We start from the raw sequence: 23,355 nt of genomic DNA, 5'->3' as shown, positions 1-23,355 counted from the left end.
CTCGATGCGCGTCAGGTGGTCGAGCGCTCAAGCCGCGCCGCGTTTCGCGAGCCATGCGTCGACACGCGCGAGCGCGCCCGCGAGCGCCGCTTCGAGCTCAGGCGTCTGCGCCATGCCGCCCCACAGCAGGCGGTCGGCCGCGAATGCGCGCAGCGGCTCGGGTGCTTCGAAAAAACCGTGCGCGACGCGCTCGTCCATTACGCCGTCCTGATACGCGTAGGGCAGCTTGCCCGTGTGCCAGCGTTCCAGAAAGCGGAAGAACAGCGCGGGCAGCATCGCGGTCGCGGCCGGCGTGACGCCGCGCTCGAAACATTCGGCGAGTGTCGGCGCGATGAAGCCGGGCAGCTTCGAGAAGCCATCGGCGGCGACGCGCTGGTTCGTGTCGAGGATATGCGGGTTGCTGAAGCGTTCGAGCACGACGTCGCGATAGCGTTCGAGATCGAGCGGGCTCGGTGTCAGACACGGGATCACGTCCTCGCTCACGTAGTCGTACGCGAACTGGCGGATGTCGGCGTCGAGCGTGCCTTCGTGAATGTAGTTCAGGCCGACCAGCGTGCCCGCCCACGCGATGCAGCTATGCGTCGCGTTGAGGATGCGGATCTTCGCTTCCTCGTACGGCAGCACCGAATCGACGAGTTCCGCGCCGACCTTCTCCCAGGCCGGCCGTCCCGCGATGAAGCGGTCTTCGATCACCCACTGGATGAACGCCTCGCCCATCACGGGACACGCGTCGTCGACGCCGGTCGCGGCCTTCACGCGCTCGCGCACTTCGGACGTCGGACGCGGCGTGATGCGATCGACCATCGAGCACGGGCACGACGTGTGGTCGTCGAACCATTGCGCGAGTTCGTTTGCGCCGCGTCGTTCGAGGAACTCGCTCATGCCCGCATGAAAGCGCTCGCCGTTGCTGCGCAGGTTGTCGCAGGTCTGCAGCGTCACGGGGCCCGCGCCGCGCTTCACGCGCGCGTCGAGAATCGCCGCGAGTGCGCCGTAGATGGTCGTGTGGCCGCCGGCGAGGTCGGCCGCGAGATCGGGATTCGCGGTATCGAGCCGGTCGTGTTCGTCGAGGTAATAGCCGCCTTCGGTCACGGTGAACGCGATGATCTTGCAAGCCGGATCGGCGCCCGCTTCGATCAGTCCGTCGAGGCTTTCGCTCCACGGCAGCACGCGCTCGATCGAGCGGATCGTCTCGTAGGCGCGCTCGCCTTGCGGCGTGACCGTTTCGAGCGTGTAGGCGCCGTTCTGCGCGGCGAGCGCTTCGAGCACCGGGTTCATGTCGCCGCGGATATTGCCGACGGTGAGCGACCAGCGCGGCTCGCTGGCCGCGCCCGCTTCGTTCAGCCGGTGCAGATACCACGCCTGATGCGCGCGATGAAACGATCCCGCGCCGATGTGCAGGATCACGTTTGCGGCCGCGCCGCTGCCTTGCCCGCTGTTCATGTTCTGTCTCCTGTGTCGGCCAGAGTCGGCGCTTGATTGCCCACTCTGGTCCCGTGCAACGTAGTTGCAATTGTTCGCGGCGCGCGTGGCGCACGTTTTCTGTGCTAGAGCATTTGCTCTGTTTGTGAGCGAATGATCGTACCCGGACAGGCGAAAGTCAAGGCAAGGGCGCGGAGTTTTCGTGGCGCAGTGCGGCATGCAGGCCGCGCCGGTCGTGGTGACGAGTCTCGGCGGCCGAAAATCAAGCCGCGCTACGCATATTGCATTGCATCAAATTTGACCTCGTGCGCGTCGGGGCTAACCCGAATGCAAAAAAGTATCGGTCCGCGGTTTCTTTTTAAGTGGTCGCCAACGCGTTTGGCGGTTACTTTTCGCTTTACAAGATCAAGATCGGCGGCGCCTCACAGGTGCCGCTTCATGGAGGCAGACAGTGCAACCTGATCTCGAAATCGTGGCCGTCCGCCACGACGAGTCGTTCAAAGTGTGGTCGCATGGCTATCCGTATCGAACGGTGCGCTGGCACTTTCATCCGGAGTACGAGATCCATCTGATCGTCGCGACGACCGGCAAGATGTTCGTCGGCGACCACATCGGCAGCTTCGCGCCCGGCAATCTCGTGCTGATGGGGCCGAACCTGCCGCACAACTGGGTCAGCGACGTGCCCGAAGGCGAGAGCGTCGCGCAGCGCAATCTGGTCGTGCAGTTCGGCCAGGAGTTCGTTTCGAACTGTCTCGAGAGCTTCCCCGAGTGGCGTCAGGTCGAAGCGATGCTTGCCGATGCGCGCCGCGGCCTGTCGTTCGGTCTGGAGACCTCGGTGCAGATCAAGCCGCTCTTTCTGGAACTGCTCGCGGCGCGCGGGTTGCGCCGGCTCGTGCTGTTCATGTCGATGCTGGAGATCCTGATGAACGCGCAGGATCGCGACACGCTCGCGAGTCCCGCGTATCAGGCCGATCCGACCAGCTTCGCGGCAACCCGCATCAATCACGTGCTCGCGTATATCGGCAAGAACCTCGCGAACGAGTTGCGCGAGTCGGAGCTTGCGCAACTTGCCGGGCAGAGCGTCAGCGCGTTTTCGCGTTATTTCCGCCGCCATACCGGGCTGCCGTTCGTGCAGTACGTGAACCGCATGCGCATCAATCTCGCGTGCCAGTTGCTGACCGATGGTGAACTGAGCGTGACCGACATCTGCTTCAAGACGGGCTTCAACAACCTGTCGAATTTCAACCGGCAGTTTCTCGCGATGAAGGGCATGGCGCCGTCGACGTTTCGTCGTTATCAGCAGCTGAACGATGCGAGCCGCGATGCTTCCGAGCAAGCGGCCGCGCACGGCAGGGGCATCGATAACGCGCCGGCGATCGTGCTCGCGCCCGGCTTGCCGCGCAGCGGGGTCGCGTACCCCGTCACATAGTGCCCGCCGCCCGGTAGTTCGCTGCTTTAGTCCACTCGCGTTTCAACACGCATCGATCGCGCTGTGCGCCCACAGCGCGAGGGGCGTGCTCACTTCAAAAAATGGAGACAACCATGAAGCCGTCTGCTTTTCCGCTCAGCTCATCGAACCGCTCAATCATCTTGACGCGCCGCGTCGCCGCGCTCGCGTTCGGTTTGTCGCTCGTTGCCATGTCGGCCGCGCAGACCGCGCAGGCCGCGCCGCTGAAAATCGGCATGACGTTCCAGGAACTGAACAACCCGTACTTCGTGACGATGCAAAAAGCGCTGAACGATGCGGCCGCGTCGACCGGCGCGACCGTCGTCGTCACCGACGCGCATCACGACGTCAGCAAGCAGGTCAGCGACGTCGAAGACATGCTGCAAAAGAAGATCGACATCCTGCTCGTCAATCCGACCGATTCGACCGGCATCCAGTCGGCGGTCATGTCGGCGAAGAAGGCGGGCGTGGTGGTGGTCGCGGTCGATGCGAACGCGAACGGTCCGGTCGATTCGTTCGTCGGCTCGAAGAACTACGACGCGGGCGTGATGGCTTGCGACTACCTCGCGAAGTCGATCGGCGGCAGCGGCGAAGTAGCGATTCTCGACGGCATTCCGGTCGTGCCGATTCTCGAACGCGTGCGCGGCTGCAAGGCGGCGCTCGCGAAAGCGCCGGGCGTGAAGCTCGTCGATACGCAGAACGGCAAGCAGGAACGTGCGACGGCGCTGTCCGTCACCGAGAACATGATCCAGGCGCATCCGAATCTGAAGGGCGTGTTCAGCGTGAACGACGGCGGCTCGATGGGCGCGCTGTCGGCGATCGAGTCGTCGGGCAAGGACATCAAATTGACGAGCGTCGATGGTGCGCCTGAAGCGATCGCCGCGATCCAGAAGCCGAATTCGAAATTCGTCGAGACCTCCGCGCAGTTCCCGGCCGACCAGGTACGCATCGCGCTCGGCATCGCGCTCGCGAAGAAGTGGGGCGCCAATGTGCCGAAGGCGATTCCGGTCGACGTGAAGATGATCGACAAGAGCAACGCGAAGGGCTTCAGTTGGTAACGCAAGCGCAGGCCGCCGCACGTGCGGATCACGCGCGGCGGCGCGCACCAAAGGAACACGCGATGGATACGCTTCTGAAGCTCGACAACATCAGCAAGAGCTTTCCCGGCGTGAAGGCGCTGCAAGGCATTCACCTCGAGATCGCGCGCGGCGAGATTCACGCGCTGCTTGGCGAGAACGGCGCGGGCAAGTCGACGCTGATGAAGATTCTGTGCGGCATTTATCAGCTGGACGAAGGCACGATTACGCTCGACGGCGAGCAGCGCCACTTCGCGAACTATCACGATGCGGTGGCCGCGGGCGTCGGTATCGTGTTTCAGGAGTTCAGCCTGATTCCGTATCTGAACGCGGTGGAGAACATGTTTCTCGGCCGTGAAATGCGCAACCGCTTCGGCCTGCTCGAACGCGGCAGGATGCGGCGCGCGGCGGCCGCGATCTTCAAGCGGCTCGGCGTCGCGATCGATCTGGCGGTGCCGATCCGGGAACTGTCGGTTGCTCAGCAGCAGTTCGTCGAAATCGGCAAGGCGTTGTCGCTCGATGCGCGCGTGCTGATTCTCGACGAACCGACCGCGACGCTGACGCCTGCGGAAGCGGCGCATCTGTTCACGATCATGCGCGAGCTGAAGCAGCAGGGCGTCGCGATGATCTTCATCTCGCACCACCTGGAAGAAATCTTCGAGGTGTGCGACCGCATCACGGTGCTGCGCGACGGCCAGTACGTCGGCATGACCGAGGTCGCGCAATCCGACGTGGGCCGGCTCGTGCAGATGATGGTCGGACGCCGCATCGAAAGCAGTTTTCCGCCGAAGCCGGCGGCGCGCGCCGACGCGAAGATCGTGCTCGAGGTGATGCGCCTTCAGTTGTTAAAGGACAGCCCCGAACTGAGCTTCACGCTGCGCGAGGGCGAGATTCTCGGCTTCGCTGGACTCGTCGGTTCGGGACGTACCGAGACCGCGCTCGCGGTGATCGGCGCGCAGCGCGCCTACACGAAGGAAATTCGCGTGAACGGCACGACCGCGAAGCTTGCCGATCCCGCCGATGCGTTGCGCGCGGGCGTCGGCATTCTGCCCGAGAGCCGCAAGACCGAAGGGCTCATTACCGACTTCTCGATCAAGCAGAACATCTCGATCAACAACCTCGGCAAGTACCGCTCGCTGCGTTTCTTCATCGACCAGCGCAGCGAGGCGCGCGCGACCGCCGACATCATGAAGCGCGTCGGCGTGAAGGCGCCGACGATGCACACCGAAGTCGCGACGCTGTCGGGCGGCAACCAGCAGAAGGTCGTAATCGCGCGCTGGCTCAATCACCACACCAACATCCTGATCTTCGACGAACCGACCCGCGGCATCGACGTCGGCGCGAAGGCCGAAATTTATCTGCTGATGCGCGAACTGACCGCGCGCGGCTACTCGATCATCATGATCTCGTCCGAGCTGCCGGAGATCGTCGGTATGTGCGACCGCGTCGCCGTATTCCGCCAGGGCCGCATCGAAGCGCTGCTCGAAGGCGACGCGATCGAGTCGAACGCCGTGATGACCTATGCGACCGCCGGTTCGTCTGGAGCCTCTCATGAACATGCCTAATCCTTCCTCATCGCCGAAAACATCGAGCGTCAGCAGCGACACGCCGGGCGCGCCGGTGCGCTTCACGTGGGCCGCGCTGAAACGCTCGACGCTGTTCTATCCGTTCATGGGCCTGCTGGTGGTCTGCATCGTGATGGTGTTCGCGAGCGACAGCTTTCTGTCGGCCGCGAACATCGAGAACGTGCTGCGCCAGGTGTCGATCAACGCGATCATCGCGGTCGGCATGACCTGCGTGATCCTGACGGGCGGCATCGATCTGTCGGTCGGCTCGGTGATGGCGCTCGCGGGTACGCTGTCGGCCGGGCTGATGGTCGCCGGCATGAACGGCGTGGCCGCGCTGGCGGTCGGCATCGCGGTCGGTCTCGGCTTCGGCGCGGCCAACGGCTTCTTCGTCGCATTCGCCGGCATGCCGCCGATCATCGTCACGCTCGCGACGATGGGTATCGCGCGCGGCCTCGCGCTGATCTACACGGGCGGCTATCCGATCGACGGTCTGCCCGACTGGGTCGGCTTCTTCGGCAGCGGCAAGATCCTCGGCATCCAGGCGCCGGTGGTGATCATGGCGGTGATCTATGTGATCGCGTGGGTGCTGCTCGAACGGATGCCATTCGGCCGCTACGTGTATGCGATCGGCGGCAACGAACAGGCGACGCGCTTGTCCGGCGTGCGTGTGGCGCGCGTGAAGCTGATCGTCTACACGATCGCCGGTTTGACGTCCGCGTTCGCCGCGATCGTGCTGACCGCGCGTCTGATGAGTGGCCAGCCGAACGCGGGCGTCGGTTTCGAACTCGATGCGATCGCCGCCGTCGTGATGGGCGGCACGTCGATCTCCGGTGGACGCGGCTCGATCATCGGCACGCTGATCGGCGCGCTGTTGCTCGGCGTCCTGAATAACGGCCTGAACATGGTCGGCGTGAATCCGTACGTGCAGAACGTGATCAAGGGCGGAATCATTCTGCTCGCGATCTATATCAGCCGCGACCGCAGAAAGTAACGCTCACTTCCCCACCTCCTTCCTATCGCAGGACCATGCAATGACGACTCAATCCGACCAGCAGAACATGACCGCCATCGTCTGTCACGCACCGAAAGACTATCGCGTCGAGCAGGTTCAGAAGCCGCGCGCCCGTGCGCACGAACTGGTGATTCGCATCGCCGCGTGCGGCATCTGCGCGAGCGACTGCAAATGCCATTCGGGCGCGAAGATGTTCTGGGGCGGCCCGAGCCCGTGGGTCAAGGCGCCGGTGATACCGGGCCACGAGTTCTTCGGCTACGTCGAGGAACTGGGCGAGGGCGCGGCCGAGCATTTTGGTGTGGAGAAGGGCGAGCGCGTGATCGCCGAGCAGATCGTGCCGTGCGGCAAGTGCCGCTATTGCAAATCCGGCCAGTACTGGATGTGCGAAGTGCACAACATCTTCGGCTTTCAGCGCGAGGTCGCGGACGGCGGCATGGCCGAGTACATGCGCATTCCGCCGACCGCGATCGTCCACAAGATTCCCGACGGCATCTCGCTCGAAGACGCCGCGATCATCGAGCCGCTGGCGTGCGCGATTCACACGGTCAATCGCGGCGATCTGCAGCTCGACGACGTCGTCGTGATCGCGGGCGCGGGGCCGCTCGGTCTGATGATGACGCAGGTCGCGCATCTGAAGACGCCGAAGAAGCTTGTCGTGATCGATCTGGTCGAAGAGCGGCTGGCGCTCGCGCGCGAATACGGGGCGGACGTGACGATCAATCCACAGCAGCAGGATGCGCTCGCGATCATCCATTCGCTGACTGACGGATACGGTTGCGACGTCTATATTGAAACGACCGGCGCGCCGATCGGCGTGAACCAGGGAATGGACCTGATTCGCAAGCTCGGGCGCTTCGTCGAATTCTCGGTGTTCGGCGCCGATACGACGCTCGACTGGTCGGTGATCGGCGACCGCAAGGAGCTCGACGTGCGTGGCGCGCATCTCGGACCCTATTGCTATCCGATCGCGATCGATCTGCTCGCGCGCGGGCTCGTCACGTCGAAGGGCATCGTCACGCACGGCTTTTCGTTGGAAGAATGGGACGAGGCGATCCGGATCGCGAACTCGCTCGACTCGATCAAGGTGCTGATGAAGCCGCGCGCGTGAAGCGCGTGCGTGGCTATTCAACGGAGACTCTATGAACTACGTGATCGGCGTCGATATCGGCACGCAGAGCACCAAGGCGCTGCTGGTCGACGAGCACGGTGCGATCGTCGCGCAGCATGCGTCGGGCTACCTGCCCGATACGCCGAAGCCGTTGTGGGCCGAGCAGTGGCCCGCGGTGTGGCTGAAGGCGGTGGTCGAATGCGTGGCCGCGTGCGTCGGCGACGCGCAGGCGGCCGGCATCGCGCCGGGCGCGATCAAGGCGCTGTGCGTGAGCAGCCTGTACGGCGGCTCGGGCATCCCGGTCGACACCGACATGCGGCCGCTCGCGCCGTGCCTGATCTGGATGGACCGGCGCGCGACCGCGCAGGTCGACTGGGTGCGCGAGAACGTCGATCTCGAACGGCTCTATACGATCACCGGCAACGGAGTGGACAGCTACTACGGCTACACGAAGATGCTGTGGCTGCGCGAGAACGAGCCGGAAGTGTGGGCGCATACGCGCTATTTCCTGCCGCCGAACGCGTACGTGATCTACTTGCTGACCGGCGAAGTCGCCGTCGATCACAGCTCGGCCGGCAATATCGGCGGCGTCTACGATATCGCGCGGCGCGACTGGTCGGACGAAGCGCTCGACATGCTCGGCATTCCCGCGACGATGACGCCGGAGCGGCTCGTCGAATCGTCCGAGGTAGTGGGCGGGCTGTTGTCGCAATGGACCGCGCAACTCGGTCTCGACGCGGGAACGGCGATCGTCGCGGGCGGCGTCGATGCGGCGATGGCGACGTTCGCGGCCGGCGTCACACGCGCGGGGCAGCACGTCGCGATGATCGGCACCAGCATGTGCTGGGGCTACATCAATCAGCGCGTCGACGCACGCCACGGTTTGATCAGCATGCCGCACGTTTTCAACGGGCGGCACGACCTCTACGTATTCGGCGGTGCGATCACCGCGGGCGCATCGGTCACGTGGTATCGCGAGCAGTTCTGCCATGCGGAGATCGAAGCCGCGCGCGCGACGCCGCATGGCGATCCGCATCGGCTGCTCGAAGAAACGGCCGCGCAAGTGCCGGCCGGCGCCGATGGCGTGCTGTTCCTGCCGTATCTGATGGGTGAGCGAAGTCCGGTGTGGGATGCGAAGGCGAGCGGCGCGTTCGTCGGGCTGTCGCTGTTTCACACGCGCGCGCATCTGTATCGCGCGGTGCTCGAAGGCGTGTCGTTCGCGCTGAAGCACAACATCGAGGCCGGGCGCCAAGGCGCGCAATCGCTCGACGACAAGCTGATCGTCGTGGGCGGCGCCGCGCATTCGGACCTGTGGATGCAGATCATCGCCGACGTCACCGGCTATCCGGTCTACACGATCGAGCAGGACGTCGAAGCCGCAATGGGCGCCGCGTTGCTCGCCGCGCTCGGCGTTGGCCTCGTGTCGAGCGAAGCGGCGCAAGGCGGCTGGGTCACGCTGATCGAGCGCGCGCAGCCCGACGCCCGGCGCATGGCGTTATACGAGCAGCGCTTCGGCGTGTACGTGGATCTCTATCCGGCGTTGAAGCCGGTCATGCATCGCTTGCAATCATCATGAACGCTACCTTCGATTTTTCCGGCCGCTCGATTCTGGTGACGGGCGCCTCCAGCGGCATCGGCCGCGCGACGGTCGAGGCGCTGTGCGCGAGCGGCGCGTCGGTCGTCGCGGCCGCGCGCAACGTGAACGAGCTCGCGCGGCTCGCTGAGGAAACCGGCTGCGAGCCGTTGCGGCTCGACGTCGGCGACGAAGCCGCGATCGACGAAGCCATGGCTTCGCTCGAACCGTTCGACGGTCTCGTCAACTGCGCGGGCATCGCGTTGCTCGAACGCGCGGTGGATACGACGGCCGCGAGCTTCGATCGCGTGATGGCGGTGAATACGCGCGGCGCGGTGCTGGTCGCGAAGCACGTCGCGCGCGGCATGCTCGCTGCGGGGCGCGCGGGCAGCATCGTCAACGTGTCGAGCCAGGCCGCGCTCGTCGCGCTCGACGATCATCTGAGCTATTCGGCATCGAAGGCTGCGCTCGATGCGGTCACGCGCGCGTTGTGCATCGAGCTGGGGCCGCACGGGATTCGCGTGAACAGCGTGAACCCGACGGTCACGCTGACGCCGATGGCGGTGCTGGCCTGGAGCGATCCGGTCAAACGCGATCCCGCGTTACAGGCGATTCCGCTCCGGCGCTTCGCCGAATCCGCCGAAGTCGCCGCGCCGATCCTGTTTCTGTTGAGCGACGCGGCGTCGATGATCAGCGGGGTGTGTTTGCCGATCGATGGGGGGTATACCGCGCGTTGACGAGTCGGGATGAAATTCAGAGCAGCGTGCGCACGTGCCAAAGCTCCGGAAACAACACGACATCAAGCATCTTGCGCAGATAAGGCGCGCCGCTCGTGCCGCCGGTGCCCTGCTTGAAGCCGATGATGCGTTCGACCGTCGTCACATGCCGGAAGCGCCATTGACGAAATGCGTCTTCGAGATCGACGAGTTCCTCGGCCATCTCGTACAGCTCCCAATGCTCGGACGGATTGCGATACACCTCGAGCCACGCCGCCTCGACCGAGGCATCATGTTCGGTCGGCATCGTCCAGTCGCGTTCGAGCCGCGCGGGCGAAATCGCGAAGCCGCGCCGCGCGAGTAACCGCACCACTTCGTCGTAGAACGACGGCGCTTCGAGCGATGCTTTCACTTGCTCGTACACGTCAGCGCGATGCGCGTGCGGCTTCAGCATCTGCTCGTTCTTGTTGCCGAGCAGGAACTCGATCTGCCGGTATTGATACGACTGGAAGCCCGACGAGCTGCCGAGGTACGGCCGCATCGCCGTGTATTCGGATGGCGTCATCGTCGCGAGCACGCTCCACGCCTGCACCAGCTGCTCCATGATCCGCGACACGCGCGCGAGCATCTTGAAGGCGGGCGGCAGTTCGTCGCGATGCACGGCCGCGAGCGCCGCGCGCAGCTCGTACAGCGCGAGCTTCATCCACAGCTCGCTGGTCTGATGCTGGATGATGAACAGCATCTCGTTGTGGTCCGGCGACATCGGATGCTGCGCGTCGAGCAGCGTGCCGAGCGACAGATAATCGCCGTAGCTCATCGACTCCGAGAAGTCGAGCTGCGCGTCGTGCCAGCCGCTGTCGGCCGTGCTCGCTGAGGCGGTCGCGGCGCTCGCGTGCGGCGCCGCAGCCGTGCGTCCATGCCCGAACGGGCAGCCTTGTGCCGCCGGTTCTTCTGGTAGGCCCGGCGTTTGCATATGATCGGTCATTCTCGAATCCTCAGGTAACGGCGCCGCGCTGGGCGAATTCAGGAGCCCGCCAGGCCTCGCGGGCGAGGACGTCGCGCAAGGTTTCGACGGCGTCCCAGACGTCGACGAAGCGCGTGTACAACGGCGTGAAGCCAAAGCGCAGCACGTGCGGCTCGCGATAGTCGCCGATCACCCCGCGCGCGATCAGCGCTTGCATCACCTCGTAGCCGTGCGGATGTTCGAAGCTCGCATGCGAGCCGCGCTGCGCATGCTCGCGCGGCGTCACGAGCTGCAGTGGAAATTCGCTGCAACGCGTCTCGACCAGCTCGATGAACAGGTCGGTCAATGCAAGCGACTTCTCGCGCACCGCCTGCATGTTCGTTTGCAGGAACACGTCGAGCCCGCATTCGACGAGCGCCATCGACACCATCGGCTGCGTGCCGCACAGGTAGCGACCCACGCCGTCGTCGGGCCGATACGTCGGGCTCATCTCGAACGGCGCGCGATGCCCCCACCAGCCCGACAGCGGCTGCGAAAACTCGTTCTGGTGGCGCCTGGGCACCCATACGAACGCGGGCGAGCCGGGACCGCCGTTCAGATATTTGTACGTGCAGCCGACCGCGTAGTCGGCACCGACGCCGTTCAGATCGACCGGCACCGCGCCCGCCGAATGCGCGAGATCCCACAGCGCGAGCGCGCCCCTGTCGTGGATCAGCTTCGTCAGCGCGGCCATGTCGTGCATGTAGCCGGTGCGGTAGTTCACATGCGTGATCATCGCGATCGCGGTGTCCTCGCCAATCGCGTCGGGCAACTCCGACGGATCGTCGACGAGGCGCAGCTCGTAGCCGCGATCGAGCTGCTCGATCAGGCCCTGCGCGATATACAGATCGCTCGGGAAATTCGAGCGCTCCGACACGATCACGCGACGCTTCGGATCGCGCGCATCGGCGAGCCGCAGCGCGGCCGACAACAGCTTGAACAGGTTGATCGAGATCGTGTCGGTGATCACGACTTCGTCTTCGGCCGCGCCGATCAGCGGCGCGAGCTTGTTGCCGAGCCGGCGCGGCAACGCGAACCAGCCGGCGCTGTTCCAGCTGCGGATCAGCCCTTCGCCCCATTCAGCGGCGATCACGGTCTGCGCGCGCTGCGCGGCGGCGGCCGGCGGCACGCCGAGCGAGTTGCCGTCGAGATAGATGGTGGTCGGCGACAGCGCGAACTGGTCGCGCAACGCTGCGAGCGGGTCGGCGCTGTCGAGCGCCACGGCTTCGTCACGATGGTTCATGGTGGTTCGATGGGTTGGGTTGTCGGGTCGTTGGTTCGCCTGGCGGCGTGGCTTAGCGCGAGCCGGGCAGTGCGCGCAGCACCGCGCGCACCGGGCTCGCGTCGAGGGTGGTCAGCTTCAGCGGCAGCGCGATCAGCTCGTAGTCGCCGGGCTCGACCGCGTCGAGCACGATGCCTTCGAGAATCGCCATCCGGTGCGCGCGAATGCGGTGATGCGCGTCCATCGTCTTCGATTCCTGCGGATCGAGCGACGGCGTGTCGATGCCGATCAGCTTCACGCCGCGCGCGGCGAGCAGGTCGACGGTCTCGGGCGCGACCGCGCAGAACCCGCTGTCCCACTCGCGCGTCGGCGCCTTACTGTAAGTGCGCAGTAAGACTCGCGGCGGCAGTTCGTCGAGCGAGCCGGCCAGGTGTTGTGGCGTCACAACAGGCGACGCGCCGATACAGTCAATCACTCTGCATAAACCGAGGTACGCATCGAGCGGCACGTCGCCGATCGCGGCGCCGTCGGCGTCGTAGTGCAGCGGCGCATCCGTATGCGCGCCGGTGTGCGGCGAGATCGTCAGACGCGCGACATTGACCGGCGAGCCAGCCTCCATGCGCCAGACACGCTCGATGCCGACCGGCGTGTCGCCCGGCCAGACGGGCGTGGCGGTATCGACGGCGGGGGTGATGTCCCAGAGTGCTCGCATGACGGTTTCGACGGTTGGTAACGATCTATAAATGATAGAGGTCAAGCCGCAAAATGTGATTGCGAAAAAAGCTCCTTACCAGCCGTGTCTTGGAACATAATTTGATTCAAACAGGAAAGGGAGACCGAATATGAACGCGATCTCGCTCGACGCCACCGATTGCCGTATCTTGACGGTGCTTCAGCAGGAAGGACGAATCAGCAATCTCGACCTGGCGGAGCGCATCTCGCTGTCGCCGTCGGCCTGTCTGCGACGACTGCGTCTGCTGGAGGAGCAGGGCGTCATCGAACACTACCGCGCGTGCCTGAACCGCGAAGTTTTGGGGTTCGAGCTGGAGGCGTTCGTGCAGGTATCGATGCGCAACGACCAGCAGAACTGGCATGAGCGCTTTGCCGAAGCATTGCGCGACTGGCCCGAAGTGGTCGGCGCGTTCGTCGTGACCGGCGAAACCCACTATCTGCTACGCGTGCTCGCGCACAACCTCAAACACTATTCCGATTTCGTGCTCAATCGCCTGTACAAGGCGCCAGGCGTGATGGACATCCGTTCGAACATCGTGCTCGAAACGCTGAAGGAAGATTCGGGCGTGCCGGTGTCGCTCGTGAAGAAGAGCAGCGGGCACGGAGCCACGCATAACGAGCGCTGAGGGTGGTGAGGGTGGTGAGGGTGGTGAAGGCGGGGGCGCGCCGTTTTCGACGCGTCTGAGCGACGGGCGCTATCGGCGCAAAGGCAGCGCCGCGCCGCTCACAGCGGCTTCAGGCCGTGGAACTGGCCGCTCTGGAACACGAGCGGCTGCATGTCGGCGGCATTTTCATGCACGCCGCAGCGCTCCACTTCACCGACGAAAATCACGTGGTCGCCTTCATCGTAGCGGCTGCGGTTGTGGCATTCGAACCACGCGAGCGCACCATCGAGCACCGGCATGCCGGTGTCGCCCGCCGCGTGTGACACGCCCTCGAAGCGGTCGCCCTTCACGGTCGCGAAGCGCTTGCACAGATCGAGCTGCGTCGAGGCCAGCACATTGATCACGTAGTGACTGTTGGTGCGGAACACCGGCATCGACGCGGAGCGCGTCGCGAGACTCCACAGCACGAGCGGCGGAGTCAGCGACACCGAGTTGAACGAGCTGGCCGTGATGCCGATCAACTGGCCGGACGCGGCGCGCGTCGTGATCACGGTGACGCCGGTCGCGAACTGGCTGAGCGCCTGTTTGAACGCGGACTGGTCGAAATTGGGTGGGCTCGCGCGCTTCATCGGGGCGAGGTCCCCGAAGCGCGTCGTGTGAATGACGGACTAAAGCGCGAATCAAGGCGCGAATAAGAACGCGGACATGCGTGGCTGGCAGCGGATGTTTCGAAAGTCATGGTGAAAATCGTCGATTTCCGCCAATTTTAACTGCAATCGCCGCGCGCGCCGCACGCATGATGCATGCGGTGCGCGCTCCGGCGTCAGCGTGTTCACAGGTCGAGCACGAGCCGGCCGCCGTGTTTCGCGCCGGACACGCAGATCATCATGCTTCGGCCCGCCGCTTTTTCCGCTTCGCTGAGCACGCAATCGCGATGCTCGGGCTCGCCGTCGAGCACGGTGGTCTCGCATGCGCCGCAGATGCCTTCGCCGCAGCTGTAGTCGCAGCTGACGCCGGCCGCGAGCAGCGTGTCGAGCAGGCGCTCGTCGTCCGGCACCTCGATCGTGCGCTCGCTGCGTTTCAGATAGACGACGTAGCCGCTCGTCGGCGCGCGCGTCGCGGCCGGATCGGTGGCGAAGCGCTCGACATGCGCGTTCGCGATGCCGCTCGCCGCGCAGGCGGCCTCGAACGCGGCCAGCATCGGCAACGGGCCGCAGCAGTATGCGTGCACGTGCTTCGGCTGCGCGGCGAGAAACGATGCGAGATCGAACGGCTGGCCGCCGTGCTCGTCGTCGAACCACAGATCGACAGCGCCGCCGAGCGCCGCGAACTCGTCGAGAAACGCGGCCTGCTTGCGCGAGCGCGCGCAATAGACGACGCGCGCGGTCTTGCCCTGCGCGCGCATCTGCCGGTACATGCAAAGGATCGGCGTCACGCCGATACCGCCCGCGATCAGCACGCTGTCGTCGGCGTCCGGCGCGAGCGCGAAGTTGTTGCGCGGCGCGCTGATCGGCAGGACCGTCGCGCAGCGCAGGCTGTCGTGCACGAAGCGCGAGCCGCCGCGGCTGTTGGGGTCGCACAGCACGCCGAGCACATAGCGGTCGACGTCGTCAGTCGAATTGAGCAGCGAATAGCTGCGCGTGACGCCGTTCGGCAGATGCAGGTTCACGTGCGAGCCCGCGCTGAACGCAGGGAAATGCGCGCCGTCGGCGGGCACCAGTTCGACGCTCAGCACGCCTTCGGCCTCGTGACGCAGCGTGCGCACGCGGGCTTGCAGCAGAGGGGTATGCGTCATGGCGGTTCAACGTCTCGCCGGTAGGTGAATGGGTTCGGCGCAGTCTGGGCCGGACGTTGCCGCGCTTGCCGACGAGCTTGTGGCGCCATCATGTTCCCGCGCTTCCTGCGCCGCCGACGCGCCATGCACGATAAAGAACTTCGCGCGCTGCGTTTTCTGCCCGATTGCCTGTTCATAATCGAGCCGCACCTGCTCCGGTTGCCCCGCCTGACCGATAAAGTCGCGCAGATAGGGTCCGAGCAGCGGATGCCGATCGAGCTCCGCGCGCGGCAGGCCGTCGATCATCTCGTCGCGGCACGCGGATGGCAGCGGCACGTCGCGGTTGGCGTCCGGATCGCGAATCAGACCCTTCGGCTCGGCGCCGGCCGCGACCGCATCGAGTTCATCGAAGAAGCGCTTGCGCAGCATCACGATGCCGCGATCGCTCGCGCCGAGTGTTTCCTTCGTGCGATCGGTGATGCGCCCCTGGCCGACCCACGCGGCAAAATCCTGATTCGCGACGTGGCTCGTGATCCATGCGCCATGCTCGTCGTACAGCGGCCCGTACCAGGACGGAATGCGCTGCTGCACGTACGGCTCCTGCTCGCGCGGCACGCGGCTGAACACCCACAGCACGCTCAGCGTGTTTTCGTCGTCGATCGGCACGCGCCATTCGAAGTGGTGACCGAGATAGAACGCGTTCGGCCACAGCGTGACGCGTCCGACCGTCCACATCGGATTCTGCTCGGTCTCCGATGCGCGCAACCGCTTGTAGATGAAGCCATGCTCGAACTCCTCGTACTGCGTCTTCAGATGCGTGGGCACGTACTCGGCCTGGCTGTCGTGCAAACGCGCGGTCCAGTTGTTGTGCGTCCACTCGAAGTGAATCGGATCGATCGAATTTTCCTGACACTGGAACCAGTTGCACGGCAGTTCGGCAAAAACTGCCTGCGCGAAGCCGTTCTTGAAATTGAAGAGCTCCCAGTCAGGCAGCTCGGGTGCCGGCGCCGGACCCATGTATGCCCACAGCATGCCGGCCTTCTCGCGCACTTCGTAGGCCTTGACCGTGGTCTTTTTGCGCAGGCGGGCGTCGGCATCGACGATCTCCTCGAAGGGCTGATGCAGGCACTGTCCGGTCGAGCCGAACTCCCAGCCGTGATACGCGCAACGCAGACCGTCCTGTTCGACGAAGCCGAACGCGAGATCGGCGTTGCGATGCGGACAACGCCGCTGGATCAAGCCGTACTGGCCCGACAGGCTCCTGAACAGCACGAGGTCTTCGCCGAACAGCCGAATCGGCCGCACCGCCTTGTCGTCGAATTCGCTCGCGCCGGCAACCGGGTGCCAATAACGCCGTAGATATTCGCCCATCGGCGTGCCGGGTCCCACCTGAGTCAGCAACTGATTCTTTTCCGCGCTCAACACGTCCGTTCTCCTCGTGGCATCGGTTTGATACGTGCAATCCTTGGCCTGAATTCTTGGCCGAAGCCGCTGGCCGGACAACTTCCATGGCCACCAGAAGAGTTGCCGATCGTCCCGGATTGATGCGCGGGCGCGGCGCTTGCGTGTGCGCTGCATGGTTATTCACCCATCGCGCGTCGGCGTTTCTATACTCGATATCTGCACGACGGATTCGCGGGTATTTGCGGGGTATTCGCGCGGCGCGTTGCGAGGCCGCTTCGCGCGACGGGTGCCTGACCGGGTACCGGGCCGGTGCCTTTTAGCTCGCCTTTTCGGCCATATATATCGGTTGCGGTGGCAGACCCGGCGGCGCGACGCAGGCCGGCTGCCGATCATTGTGTGAATCTGATTCTGGGGTGAAGCTTATGAACGAGACGGCAACGCTCGGCGGTGGTTGTTTCTGGTGCCTCGAGGCGGTGTATCTGGGCGTCGAGGGCGTCAATGCGGTGGAGTCGGGCTATGCGGGCGGTCGCACGCGCCATCCGAGCTACGAGCAGGTCTGCGATGGCGACACCGGTCATGCGGAAGTGGTCAAGGTCGACTTCGATCCGGCGAAGATCAGCTATCGCGAGATTCTCGACATCTTTTTCGCGATCCACGATCCGACCCAGCTGAACCGGCAGGGTAACGACGTCGGCACGCAATACCGCTCGGCGATCTTCACGCATTCCGACGCGCAGCGCGAAACCGCGCTGCAGGCGATTCGCGAGATCGGCGAGGAGCGCATCTACGACGGCAAGATCGTGACCGAGGTGCTGCCGCTCGACGGCAACTACTGGCCCGCCGAGGCCTACCACCAGAACTATTTCGCGCAGCACCCGAACCAGGGCTACTGCTCGTTCGTGGTCGCGCCGAAGGTCGCGAAATTCCGCCAGAAGTTCGCGCACCGGATCAAGGCGGGTTAAGGGGCAGCGCGGGGATCGAAGTCGGCAACGGGCGGGTGCGCCAGGCCGCCCGTTGGTGTTCGTCAGTGTGGTTCCTGTGCTTGCGACGGCGCGGCGTCGACACCGCCATCGCCATCGCCATCATCTTCGCTTCCCTGCGTGATACGCACGCAGGCTTCGACGATCTCTTCGGCCAGCTTCACGCAGCTGAGCGGCGCCGATCCTTCCGCCTTGTTGTTGACCGCGATCACGACCGGCTGGCCGGCGAGCGCGTAGCGCGCGGCCAGTTCGGCGAGCGACGCGCGAGTCGCCGGATCTTCGTCGACGAGCCGGTTGAACGGCTCGTACTTCGCCTTCGCCTGTTCGTACTTGAAGCCGCCGTGCAGGCTCCAGCGCACGATCAGCGGGCCGGCCGGCTCGCCGTCGAGTAGCGCGAGCGCGGCGGCCTGGCGCAGCGGATCGGGCATCCGCGCATGAATGCCGACGCAGTAGCGCACGCCCGCCGTTTTCAGCATGCGAATGAAGCGCGGCGTGAGCAGGCTCGCGTCGCGAATCTCGACCGCGTAGCAACTGCCGTCGGGCAGCCCGGGCAGCGCGTTGAAAAACTCCGCCAGACGCTCGATGAACACCGCCGGCTGCGCGAGCATCTGATCCGGCAGCGGCGAGAACTGGAACACCAGCGCGCCGGCCTTTGCGCCGAGGCCTTCGAGACAGGGCGTGACGAAATCGTCGATCGCCATTTGCGCGTTCAGGAAGCATGGGTTCAGCGACACCGGCTCGCCGCGCTCGGCACGCACGGTGGCGTCGGTGATCGTCATCGGTGCCTTGACGATGAAGCGGAAGTGCTCGGGCACCTGCTGCGCGTAGCGCAGGTATTCGGTGACCGTCAGCGCCTGGTAGAACGAGCGGTCGATGCTGACCGTCTTCAGCAGCGGATGCGCACCGTACGCGCTCAAGCCCTCGCGCGACAGTTTGCTGTTGCTGTAGTCGTCGCCGTAGACGATGCCGCTCCAGCCCGGGAACGACCATGTCGACGTGCCGAGGTGGATCTGCGGCGGCAATTGCGCCGCGAGCGCAAGCAGTTCGGGCGACGGCGGTGCTGCGAGCACGTCGCGGCCGCGGCGTTTTTTCGGGGCGGCGGGGCAGGCGGGCGGGGAGTCTGGCTCAGGGGCCGGGCCGTCGGGCGTGGCCTCGCCATCGAATAGCGACTCGGCGGCGTTGGCTTTGGTGGTCTTCGGCGCGCGCTTGCGTTCTGGCTGCGCGGTTGCGCCGCCCGTGGAATCAGCTTCGCTCGTGGACACGGCCGGTGTGTCCACCGGCGTCTGCACCGGCATTCCGAACAGATCGAACTGCTGCGCGGCTTCATGCTCCGCGCCGTCCGGGCCGCCGCCTTCGGCGTCTTTGCCAGCTTTGCCGTTCAACGGCTCTTCAACGTCATGCGTCCTGCTTGGGTCCATCGATGTCCGGCCTGCTGTTCATCAGAGTTGCGCCGCGGCGCGCGCTTCATGCACCCCGCCGCGGCGCGACCGGTCGCAGCCGGGTCACAGCGGTTTTTCGTACATGTAGCGACGCGACCACGGCAGGTTTTTCGCGCTGCCGCCGGCTTTGCGGCACACCACCTGGAAGATCGACACGTCGTCGTTTTCGAACGCATACGCGCAGCCGGCCAGGTACACGCGCCAGATGCGGAATTTTTCGTCGTCGACGAGCTTGCGCGCTTCGTCCGCATGGGCTTCGAAATTCTCCGCCCAGAGATCGAGCGTGTGCGCATAGTGACGGCGCAGGCTTTCGACGTCAACCGGTTCGAGCCCGCCGCGCTGCATCGATTCGAGCGCGAGGCTGATGTGCGGCAACTCGCCGTCCGGAAACACGAAGCGGTCGATGAACTCGCCGCCGCCGAGCGCGGTTTCGCCGCTATCGGCGTCGCTCGACGTGATGCCGTGGTTCATCGCGATGCCGTCGTCGGCGAGCAGATCGTGCATCTTCTGGAAATAGCCGTGCAGGTTCTTGCGACCGACGTGCTCGAACATGCCGACGCTCGTGATGCGATCGAACTGCCCCTGGATGTCGCGATAGTCCTGCAGGCGGATTTCGATCTGGTTCTCGAGGCCCGCCGCCTTCACGCGCGCGGTGGCGAGATCGAACTGGTTCTGCGACAGCGTGACGCCGACGCATTTCGCGCCGAACTTCTGCGCGGCGCGCAGCACGAGCGCGCCCCAGCCGCAGCCGATGTCGAGCAGACGCTGCCCGGGCTGCACCTGGATTTTGGTCAGAATGTGATCGATTTTCTTCAACTGCGCGGTCGCGAGGTCTTCGGTGCCGGTCTCGAAGTACGCGCACGAGTAGACCATGTTCTCGTCGAGCCACAGCTTGTAGAACTCGTTCGACACGTCGTAGTGATACTGGATCGCCCTCTTATCCGAGGTCTTCGAATGATTGAAGTAGCGACGCACGCGCGCGAGCTTGCCGGCGCTCGTCACGGTGCTGCGCGCGAGCTGATAGCTGATATTGATGATGTCCGACAGCTTGCCCTCGATGTCGATCTTGCCTTTGACATAGGCTTCGCCGAGATTATCGAGGCTCGGTTCGAGCAGATAGGGCAGCGCGGTTGCGCTCTTCACGTGTAGCGTGACCCGGGGCGCGGCGAACTGCCCGAAGTCATGTTGCTGACCGTCCCACAGCACGAGGCGTGCGGGCAGGTTAGCCGTGGTTTTGACATCTTCAACCCACTGCGCCAGCTTTTTCTCCCAGAACATGTGATCTCTCCGTGTTCGTTGATTTAAAGCAAAGCCATGTGGATCGCGACAGGGCGCGGCGCATTGCGCGGGCCGCGCGAACGCAATCCCGCCGACGCGCGCCGCTACGTTGGCGGCGCCGCCGGCGTCATTCGTTGGTCATCGTCCGGTCAGGGCGACAGGCGTGCGATCAGCCAGTTGGCGCTTTCTTCCGCGCGCGTGTAAAGCAGACGATCGTGCAGCCGCGATGGCCGCCCTTGCCAGAATTCGATCGCGTCGGGCACCAGACGGTAGCCACCCCAGTGCGGCGGACGCGGAGGATTGTCGCCGTATTGCAGGCTGATTTCGCGTTCGCGTGTTTCGAGCTGCGAACGGCTTTCAATCACCTGACTTTGATTCGATGCCCATGCGCCGATGCGCGAGCCGAGCGGACGCGACGTGAAATACGCATCGCTGTCTTCTGCGCTAGTTTTAACGACGCGGCCCTCGATACGGACCTGGCGTTCGAGCTCGATCCAGTAAAACAGCAGGCTCGCGTACGGGTTCGCGGCCAGTTCGCGGCCCTTGCGGCTCTCGTAATTGGTGAAGAACACGAAACCGCGCTCGTCGACGCCTTTGATGAGCACGATGCGTGCCGAAGGCCGGCCGCGCGCGTCGACCGTGGCCAGCGTCATTGCATTCGGCTCGGGCAGCTTGGCGTCGATTGCCTGCTGGAACCACGTACCGAATTGACGGAACGGATCGTGGTTGACGTCGGCAACGTCCAGTGAGCCCAGCGAATAGTTTTTTCGAAGCTCGGCGAGTGAGATCATGTTCTTATGCGAACGCTACAGTTAGCCAAGTATAGCTAAGGAGCCAGTTTTTTGCGCGCGAGCGGATCAACGTAACGCGGCGCCAGTTGCGAGCGCCAGGCCTGCAACGTTGCGTCGTTGCTCGTGGTCCTGCGCGGCCGCTTTCATGTGTTCAGGCAAAATACAGGCTGCGCGCTTTATTTGCCAAGGCGATTTGCCAAAGCGCCGCCGCCTGTTCCGTTCCGCCTGTGTTTTCGAGTCCCGTCATCATGTCCAGCACCACCGCGCAATCTGATCTTACTACCAGCCTCGACGCGAATGAAACCGCCGACCGGGCGCGCCGTTTCGGCGGCATCGCACGCCTGTATGGCGCGCCCGCGCTCGCCGCGTTCGAGGGCGCGCACGTCGCGGTGATCGGCATCGGCGGCGTGGGGTCGTGGGTCGCGGAGGCGCTTGCGCGCAGCGCGCTCGGCACGCTGACGCTGATCGATCTCGACAACGTCGCCGAAAGCAACACTAACCGGCAGATTCACGCGCTCGACGGCAACTACGGAAAACCGAAGGTCGAGGCGATGGCCGAGCGCATCGCGGCGATCAATCCGTACTGCGACGTGCGGCTGATCGAAGACTTCGTCGAGCCGGACAATTTCGCGGCGACGCTCGGCGGCGGCTTCGACTACGTGATCGACGCCATCGACAGCGTGCGCACCAAGACCGCGCTGATCGCATGGTGCGTCGAGCGCAAGCAGGCGCTGATCACGGTCGGCGGCGCGGGCGGTCAACTCGACCCGACGCGTATCCGCATCGACGATCTCGCGCTGACGATCCAGGACCCGCTGCTGTCGAAGGTGCGCGGGCAGTTGCGCAAGCAGCATGGCTTTCCGCGCGGGCCGAAAGCGAAGTTCAAGGTGAGCGCCGTGTATTCGGACGAACCGCTGATCTACCCGGAAGCGGCTGTCTGCGACATCGACGAGCAGGCCGAGCACGTCAGCACGTCGCCGGGACACACGGGGCCGGTCGGCTTGAACTGCGCGGGGTTCGGGTCGAGCGTGTGCGTAACCGCGAGCTTTGGTTTCGCGGCTGCGGCGTTCGTGTTGCGGGAGTTGGCGAAACGGGCGGTGGCCTAGTGGGCGGTTGAGGTGACCGCTTAGGTGCCGGCTTAGGTGTCGGATGAGGAGACGGTTGAGGTGACCGCTTACGTGGCTGCGTGGGTACGGATTCTTCCACCCGCACCCAACCCGCCGCACCGCGAGCGACTTCAAACGATCAATACAACGACGCGCTCAGCCTGCGCCGCCACTGCGACACCAGCTCCGGCTGGTGCCCGGCCAGATCGAACACCGACAACATCGTCTTACGGCCGATATCGTCGCGGAACGCGCGGTCGCGCTGCACGATCGCGAGCAGATGTTCGAGCGCCTGCGCGTATTTGCGCCGCGCGATCAACGCATTCGCAAGATCGTAGCGCGCTTCGAGATCGTCGGGATTGCCCGCGACGCGCGCTTCGAGCGCATCGGTGGGCGGCAGGTCCGCGGCGGCGTCCACCGCGTCGAGCCGGGTCTTGATTGCGTTGAAACGCGGGTCGATGCCTTGCGTGGTTTTCGGCGACAGCAGATCGACTTCGTTGCGGGCCTCGTCGATGCGGTTGTCTTCGAGCAGCAACTCGATGCGGTCCATGCGCGCGTCGTCGAAGCCCGGGTCGTACGCGAGCGCGGCTTGCAGCAAGTCATACGCTTCGTCGCGGCGCCCTTCGGCGAGCGCGGTCTGCGCTTCGATGCGCGCGGCCGGCGCACCCTGCGGCACCAGCCGGTCGAGGAACTCGCGCAGCTGACCTTCGGTCAGCACGCCGATGAACTGATCGATGGCCTGGCCGTCGGCGAACGCGATCACGTGCGGAATGCTGCGCACCTGGAAGTGCGCGGCCAGTTCGTGGTTCTCGTCCACGTTGACCTTCACGAGCTTCCATTTGCCGGCGGCTTCGGCTTCGAGCTTTTCGAGCATCGGGCCGAGACTCTTGCAGGGGCCGCACCATGGCGCCCAGAAATCGACCAGCACGGGGGCCAGCATCGACGCCTTGATGACGTCCTGTTCAAAAGTGGCCAGAGTGGTGTCCATTGCGTCCTCGTCGATAAAAACGGTTTGTGGCTAGGGCCTGTTCACGCTAATAACGGGCTTGCGAACGTGCCTTTGCGCCTGTAGTGCAAGGAGCGAGGAGCGCCGTTTGGCCGA

General features: G+C 64.7%; 21 protein-coding genes. 10 read left to right on the top strand and 11 right to left on the bottom strand.

Annotated features, from left to right (window positions below; genetic code table 11):
- Positions 1-27: 27 nt before the first annotated feature.
- The gene (gene dalD / locus L0U84_RS16315) at positions 28-1,440 is read right to left on the bottom strand and encodes a D-arabinitol 4-dehydrogenase (RefSeq protein WP_233851142.1); all 1,413 of its coding nucleotides are present in this window, start codon (positions 1,438-1,440) and stop codon (positions 28-30) included.
- A gap of 430 nt (positions 1,441-1,870) precedes the next feature.
- Between dalD and L0U84_RS16310 the strand changes: the two genes are divergently transcribed.
- The 7 genes from L0U84_RS16310 to L0U84_RS16280 all read left to right on the top strand — a co-directional run bounded on the left by L0U84_RS16310 (position 1,871) and on the right by L0U84_RS16280 (position 9,940).
- Complete coding sequence (locus L0U84_RS16310) at positions 1,871-2,848, top strand: AraC family transcriptional regulator (protein ID WP_233851141.1); 978 nt, start codon at positions 1,871-1,873, stop codon at positions 2,846-2,848.
- A 113-nt stretch (positions 2,849-2,961) separates the two neighbouring features.
- Positions 2,962-3,924 (top strand): substrate-binding domain-containing protein, encoded by a 963-nt coding sequence (locus tag L0U84_RS16305; protein WP_233851140.1) that lies wholly within the window; start codon positions 2,962-2,964, stop codon positions 3,922-3,924.
- 62 nt (positions 3,925-3,986) lie between these two features.
- Complete coding sequence (locus tag L0U84_RS16300; protein ID WP_233851138.1) at positions 3,987-5,507, top strand: sugar ABC transporter ATP-binding protein; 1,521 nt, start codon at positions 3,987-3,989, stop codon at positions 5,505-5,507.
- Positions 5,494-6,501 carry an ABC transporter permease gene (locus L0U84_RS16295; RefSeq protein ID WP_233851137.1) on the top strand — a complete coding sequence of 336 codons (1,008 nt, stop codon included), beginning with the start codon at positions 5,494-5,496 and terminating at the stop codon, positions 6,499-6,501. The genes L0U84_RS16300 and L0U84_RS16295 overlap by 14 nt, the downstream gene beginning before the upstream one ends.
- Positions 6,502-6,541: 40 nt before the next feature.
- Positions 6,542-7,630, top strand: a complete 1,089-nt coding sequence (locus tag L0U84_RS16290) for an alcohol dehydrogenase catalytic domain-containing protein (protein ID WP_233851136.1) — start codon at positions 6,542-6,544, stop codon at positions 7,628-7,630.
- Between the two features lie 31 nt (positions 7,631-7,661).
- Positions 7,662-9,206 (top strand): FGGY-family carbohydrate kinase, encoded by a 1,545-nt coding sequence (locus L0U84_RS16285; RefSeq protein ID WP_233851135.1) that lies wholly within the window; start codon positions 7,662-7,664, stop codon positions 9,204-9,206.
- On the top strand, positions 9,203-9,940 hold the full coding sequence (locus tag L0U84_RS16280) for an SDR family oxidoreductase (protein ID WP_233851134.1): 738 nt from the start codon (positions 9,203-9,205) through the stop codon (positions 9,938-9,940). The genes L0U84_RS16285 and L0U84_RS16280 overlap by 4 nt, the downstream gene beginning before the upstream one ends.
- Positions 9,941-9,956: 16 nt before the next feature.
- Here L0U84_RS16280 and kynA read toward each other — a convergent pair whose 3' ends face one another.
- From kynA to kynB, 3 genes are read right to left on the bottom strand one after another with little or no spacing between them, the layout of a single operon-like run.
- Positions 9,957-10,904: a tryptophan 2,3-dioxygenase gene (gene kynA / locus L0U84_RS16275; RefSeq protein ID WP_233851133.1), complete on the bottom strand. Its 948-nt coding sequence runs from the start codon at positions 10,902-10,904 to the stop codon at positions 9,957-9,959.
- A gap of 10 nt (positions 10,905-10,914) precedes the next feature.
- Entirely contained in the window at positions 10,915-12,165 is a 1,251-nt protein-coding gene (kynU, locus tag L0U84_RS16270; RefSeq protein ID WP_233851132.1) for a kynureninase, read from the bottom strand.
- Between the two features lie 52 nt (positions 12,166-12,217).
- Positions 12,218-12,856, bottom strand: coding sequence for an arylformamidase (gene kynB / locus L0U84_RS16265; RefSeq protein ID WP_233851131.1), 639 nt, complete (start codon positions 12,854-12,856; stop codon positions 12,218-12,220).
- Positions 12,857-12,986: 130 nt separating this feature from the next.
- Between kynB and L0U84_RS16260 the strand changes: the two genes are divergently transcribed.
- Positions 12,987-13,502, top strand: a complete 516-nt coding sequence (locus tag L0U84_RS16260) for an Lrp/AsnC family transcriptional regulator (protein ID WP_129960175.1) — start codon at positions 12,987-12,989, stop codon at positions 13,500-13,502.
- Between the two features lie 98 nt (positions 13,503-13,600).
- On the opposite strand, the gene L0U84_RS16255 is transcribed toward L0U84_RS16260, so the two are convergent.
- The 3 genes from L0U84_RS16255 to L0U84_RS16245 form a co-directional block, all read right to left on the bottom strand.
- Positions 13,601-14,110, bottom strand: a complete 510-nt coding sequence (locus L0U84_RS16255; protein ID WP_233851130.1) for a flavin reductase family protein — start codon at positions 14,108-14,110, stop codon at positions 13,601-13,603.
- 203 nt (positions 14,111-14,313) lie between these two features.
- Positions 14,314-15,276 carry a PDR/VanB family oxidoreductase gene (locus tag L0U84_RS16250; protein ID WP_233851128.1) on the bottom strand — a complete coding sequence of 321 codons (963 nt, stop codon included), beginning with the start codon at positions 15,274-15,276 and terminating at the stop codon, positions 14,314-14,316.
- Positions 15,277-15,282: 6 nt separating this feature from the next.
- A complete protein-coding gene (locus tag L0U84_RS16245; protein WP_233851126.1) occupies positions 15,283-16,680 on the bottom strand; it encodes a Rieske 2Fe-2S domain-containing protein in 1,398 nt (465 codons plus the stop codon).
- A 401-nt stretch (positions 16,681-17,081) separates the two neighbouring features.
- Here L0U84_RS16245 and msrA point away from each other — a divergent pair, with 401 nt between their 5' ends.
- Positions 17,082-17,621: a peptide-methionine (S)-S-oxide reductase MsrA gene (gene msrA / locus L0U84_RS16240; RefSeq protein WP_233851124.1), complete on the top strand. Its 540-nt coding sequence runs from the start codon at positions 17,082-17,084 to the stop codon at positions 17,619-17,621.
- A gap of 62 nt (positions 17,622-17,683) precedes the next feature.
- On the opposite strand, the gene L0U84_RS16235 is transcribed toward msrA, so the two are convergent.
- The 3 genes from L0U84_RS16235 to pdxH all read right to left on the bottom strand — a co-directional run bounded on the left by L0U84_RS16235 (position 17,684) and on the right by pdxH (position 21,147).
- A complete protein-coding gene (locus tag L0U84_RS16235; RefSeq protein ID WP_233851122.1) occupies positions 17,684-19,057 on the bottom strand; it encodes a DUF72 domain-containing protein in 1,374 nt (457 codons plus the stop codon).
- 84 nt (positions 19,058-19,141) lie between these two features.
- Positions 19,142-20,356, bottom strand: coding sequence for an SAM-dependent methyltransferase (locus tag L0U84_RS16230; RefSeq protein WP_233851120.1), 1,215 nt, complete (start codon positions 20,354-20,356; stop codon positions 19,142-19,144).
- A 149-nt stretch (positions 20,357-20,505) separates the two neighbouring features.
- Positions 20,506-21,147, bottom strand: a complete 642-nt coding sequence (gene pdxH, locus L0U84_RS16225; protein WP_233851118.1) for a pyridoxamine 5'-phosphate oxidase — start codon at positions 21,145-21,147, stop codon at positions 20,506-20,508.
- A 248-nt stretch (positions 21,148-21,395) separates the two neighbouring features.
- Between pdxH and tcdA the strand changes: the two genes are divergently transcribed.
- A complete protein-coding gene (tcdA, locus tag L0U84_RS16220) occupies positions 21,396-22,253 on the top strand; it encodes a tRNA cyclic N6-threonylcarbamoyladenosine(37) synthase TcdA (RefSeq protein ID WP_233851116.1) in 858 nt (285 codons plus the stop codon).
- A 139-nt stretch (positions 22,254-22,392) separates the two neighbouring features.
- Here tcdA and trxA read toward each other — a convergent pair whose 3' ends face one another.
- A complete protein-coding gene (trxA, locus tag L0U84_RS16215) occupies positions 22,393-23,241 on the bottom strand; it encodes a thioredoxin (RefSeq protein ID WP_233851114.1) in 849 nt (282 codons plus the stop codon).
- Positions 23,242-23,355 lie beyond the last annotated feature (114 nt).

Origin of the sequence: Paraburkholderia sp. HD33-4 (genome assembly GCF_021390635.1) — a bacterium.
GTDB lineage: Bacteria > Pseudomonadota > Gammaproteobacteria > Burkholderiales > Burkholderiaceae > Paraburkholderia.
The sequence above is the reverse complement of the archived record's forward strand: the minus strand, read 5'-3'. Positions and strand labels throughout refer to the sequence as shown.

Bases quoted from the DNA above. Each gene is read 5' to 3' on its own strand.
- L0U84_RS16290 (WP_233851136.1), top strand. From the start codon at position 6,542: ATGACGACTCAATCCGACCAGCAGAACATGACCGCCATCGTCTGTCAC.
- L0U84_RS16260 (WP_129960175.1), top strand. From the start codon at position 12,987: ATGAACGCGATCTCGCTCGACGCCACCGATTGCCGTATCTTGACGGTG.
- L0U84_RS16280 (WP_233851134.1), top strand. From the start codon at position 9,203: ATGAACGCTACCTTCGATTTTTCCGGCCGCTCGATTCTGGTGACGGGC.
- L0U84_RS16285 (WP_233851135.1), top strand. From the start codon at position 7,662: ATGAACTACGTGATCGGCGTCGATATCGGCACGCAGAGCACCAAGGCG.
- dalD (WP_233851142.1), bottom strand. From the start codon at position 1,440: ATGAACAGCGGGCAAGGCAGCGGCGCGGCCGCAAACGTGATCCTGCAC.
- L0U84_RS16255 (WP_233851130.1), bottom strand. From the start codon at position 14,110: ATGAAGCGCGCGAGCCCACCCAATTTCGACCAGTCCGCGTTCAAACAG.
- L0U84_RS16295 (WP_233851137.1), top strand. From the start codon at position 5,494: ATGAACATGCCTAATCCTTCCTCATCGCCGAAAACATCGAGCGTCAGC.
- kynB (WP_233851131.1), bottom strand. From the start codon at position 12,856: ATGCGAGCACTCTGGGACATCACCCCCGCCGTCGATACCGCCACGCCC.
- kynA (WP_233851133.1), bottom strand. From the start codon at position 10,904: ATGACCGATCATATGCAAACGCCGGGCCTACCAGAAGAACCGGCGGCA.
- tcdA (WP_233851116.1), top strand. From the start codon at position 21,396: ATGTCCAGCACCACCGCGCAATCTGATCTTACTACCAGCCTCGACGCG.
- L0U84_RS16305 (WP_233851140.1), top strand. From the start codon at position 2,962: ATGAAGCCGTCTGCTTTTCCGCTCAGCTCATCGAACCGCTCAATCATC.
- kynU (WP_233851132.1), bottom strand. From the start codon at position 12,165: ATGAACCATCGTGACGAAGCCGTGGCGCTCGACAGCGCCGACCCGCTC.
- trxA (WP_233851114.1), bottom strand. From the start codon at position 23,241: ATGGACACCACTCTGGCCACTTTTGAACAGGACGTCATCAAGGCGTCG.
- L0U84_RS16230 (WP_233851120.1), bottom strand. From the start codon at position 20,356: ATGTTCTGGGAGAAAAAGCTGGCGCAGTGGGTTGAAGATGTCAAAACC.
- L0U84_RS16250 (WP_233851128.1), bottom strand. From the start codon at position 15,276: ATGACGCATACCCCTCTGCTGCAAGCCCGCGTGCGCACGCTGCGTCAC.
- L0U84_RS16300 (WP_233851138.1), top strand. From the start codon at position 3,987: ATGGATACGCTTCTGAAGCTCGACAACATCAGCAAGAGCTTTCCCGGC.
- msrA (WP_233851124.1), top strand. From the start codon at position 17,082: ATGAACGAGACGGCAACGCTCGGCGGTGGTTGTTTCTGGTGCCTCGAG.
- L0U84_RS16235 (WP_233851122.1), bottom strand. From the start codon at position 19,057: ATGGACCCAAGCAGGACGCATGACGTTGAAGAGCCGTTGAACGGCAAA.
- pdxH (WP_233851118.1), bottom strand. From the start codon at position 21,147: ATGATCTCACTCGCCGAGCTTCGAAAAAACTATTCGCTGGGCTCACTG.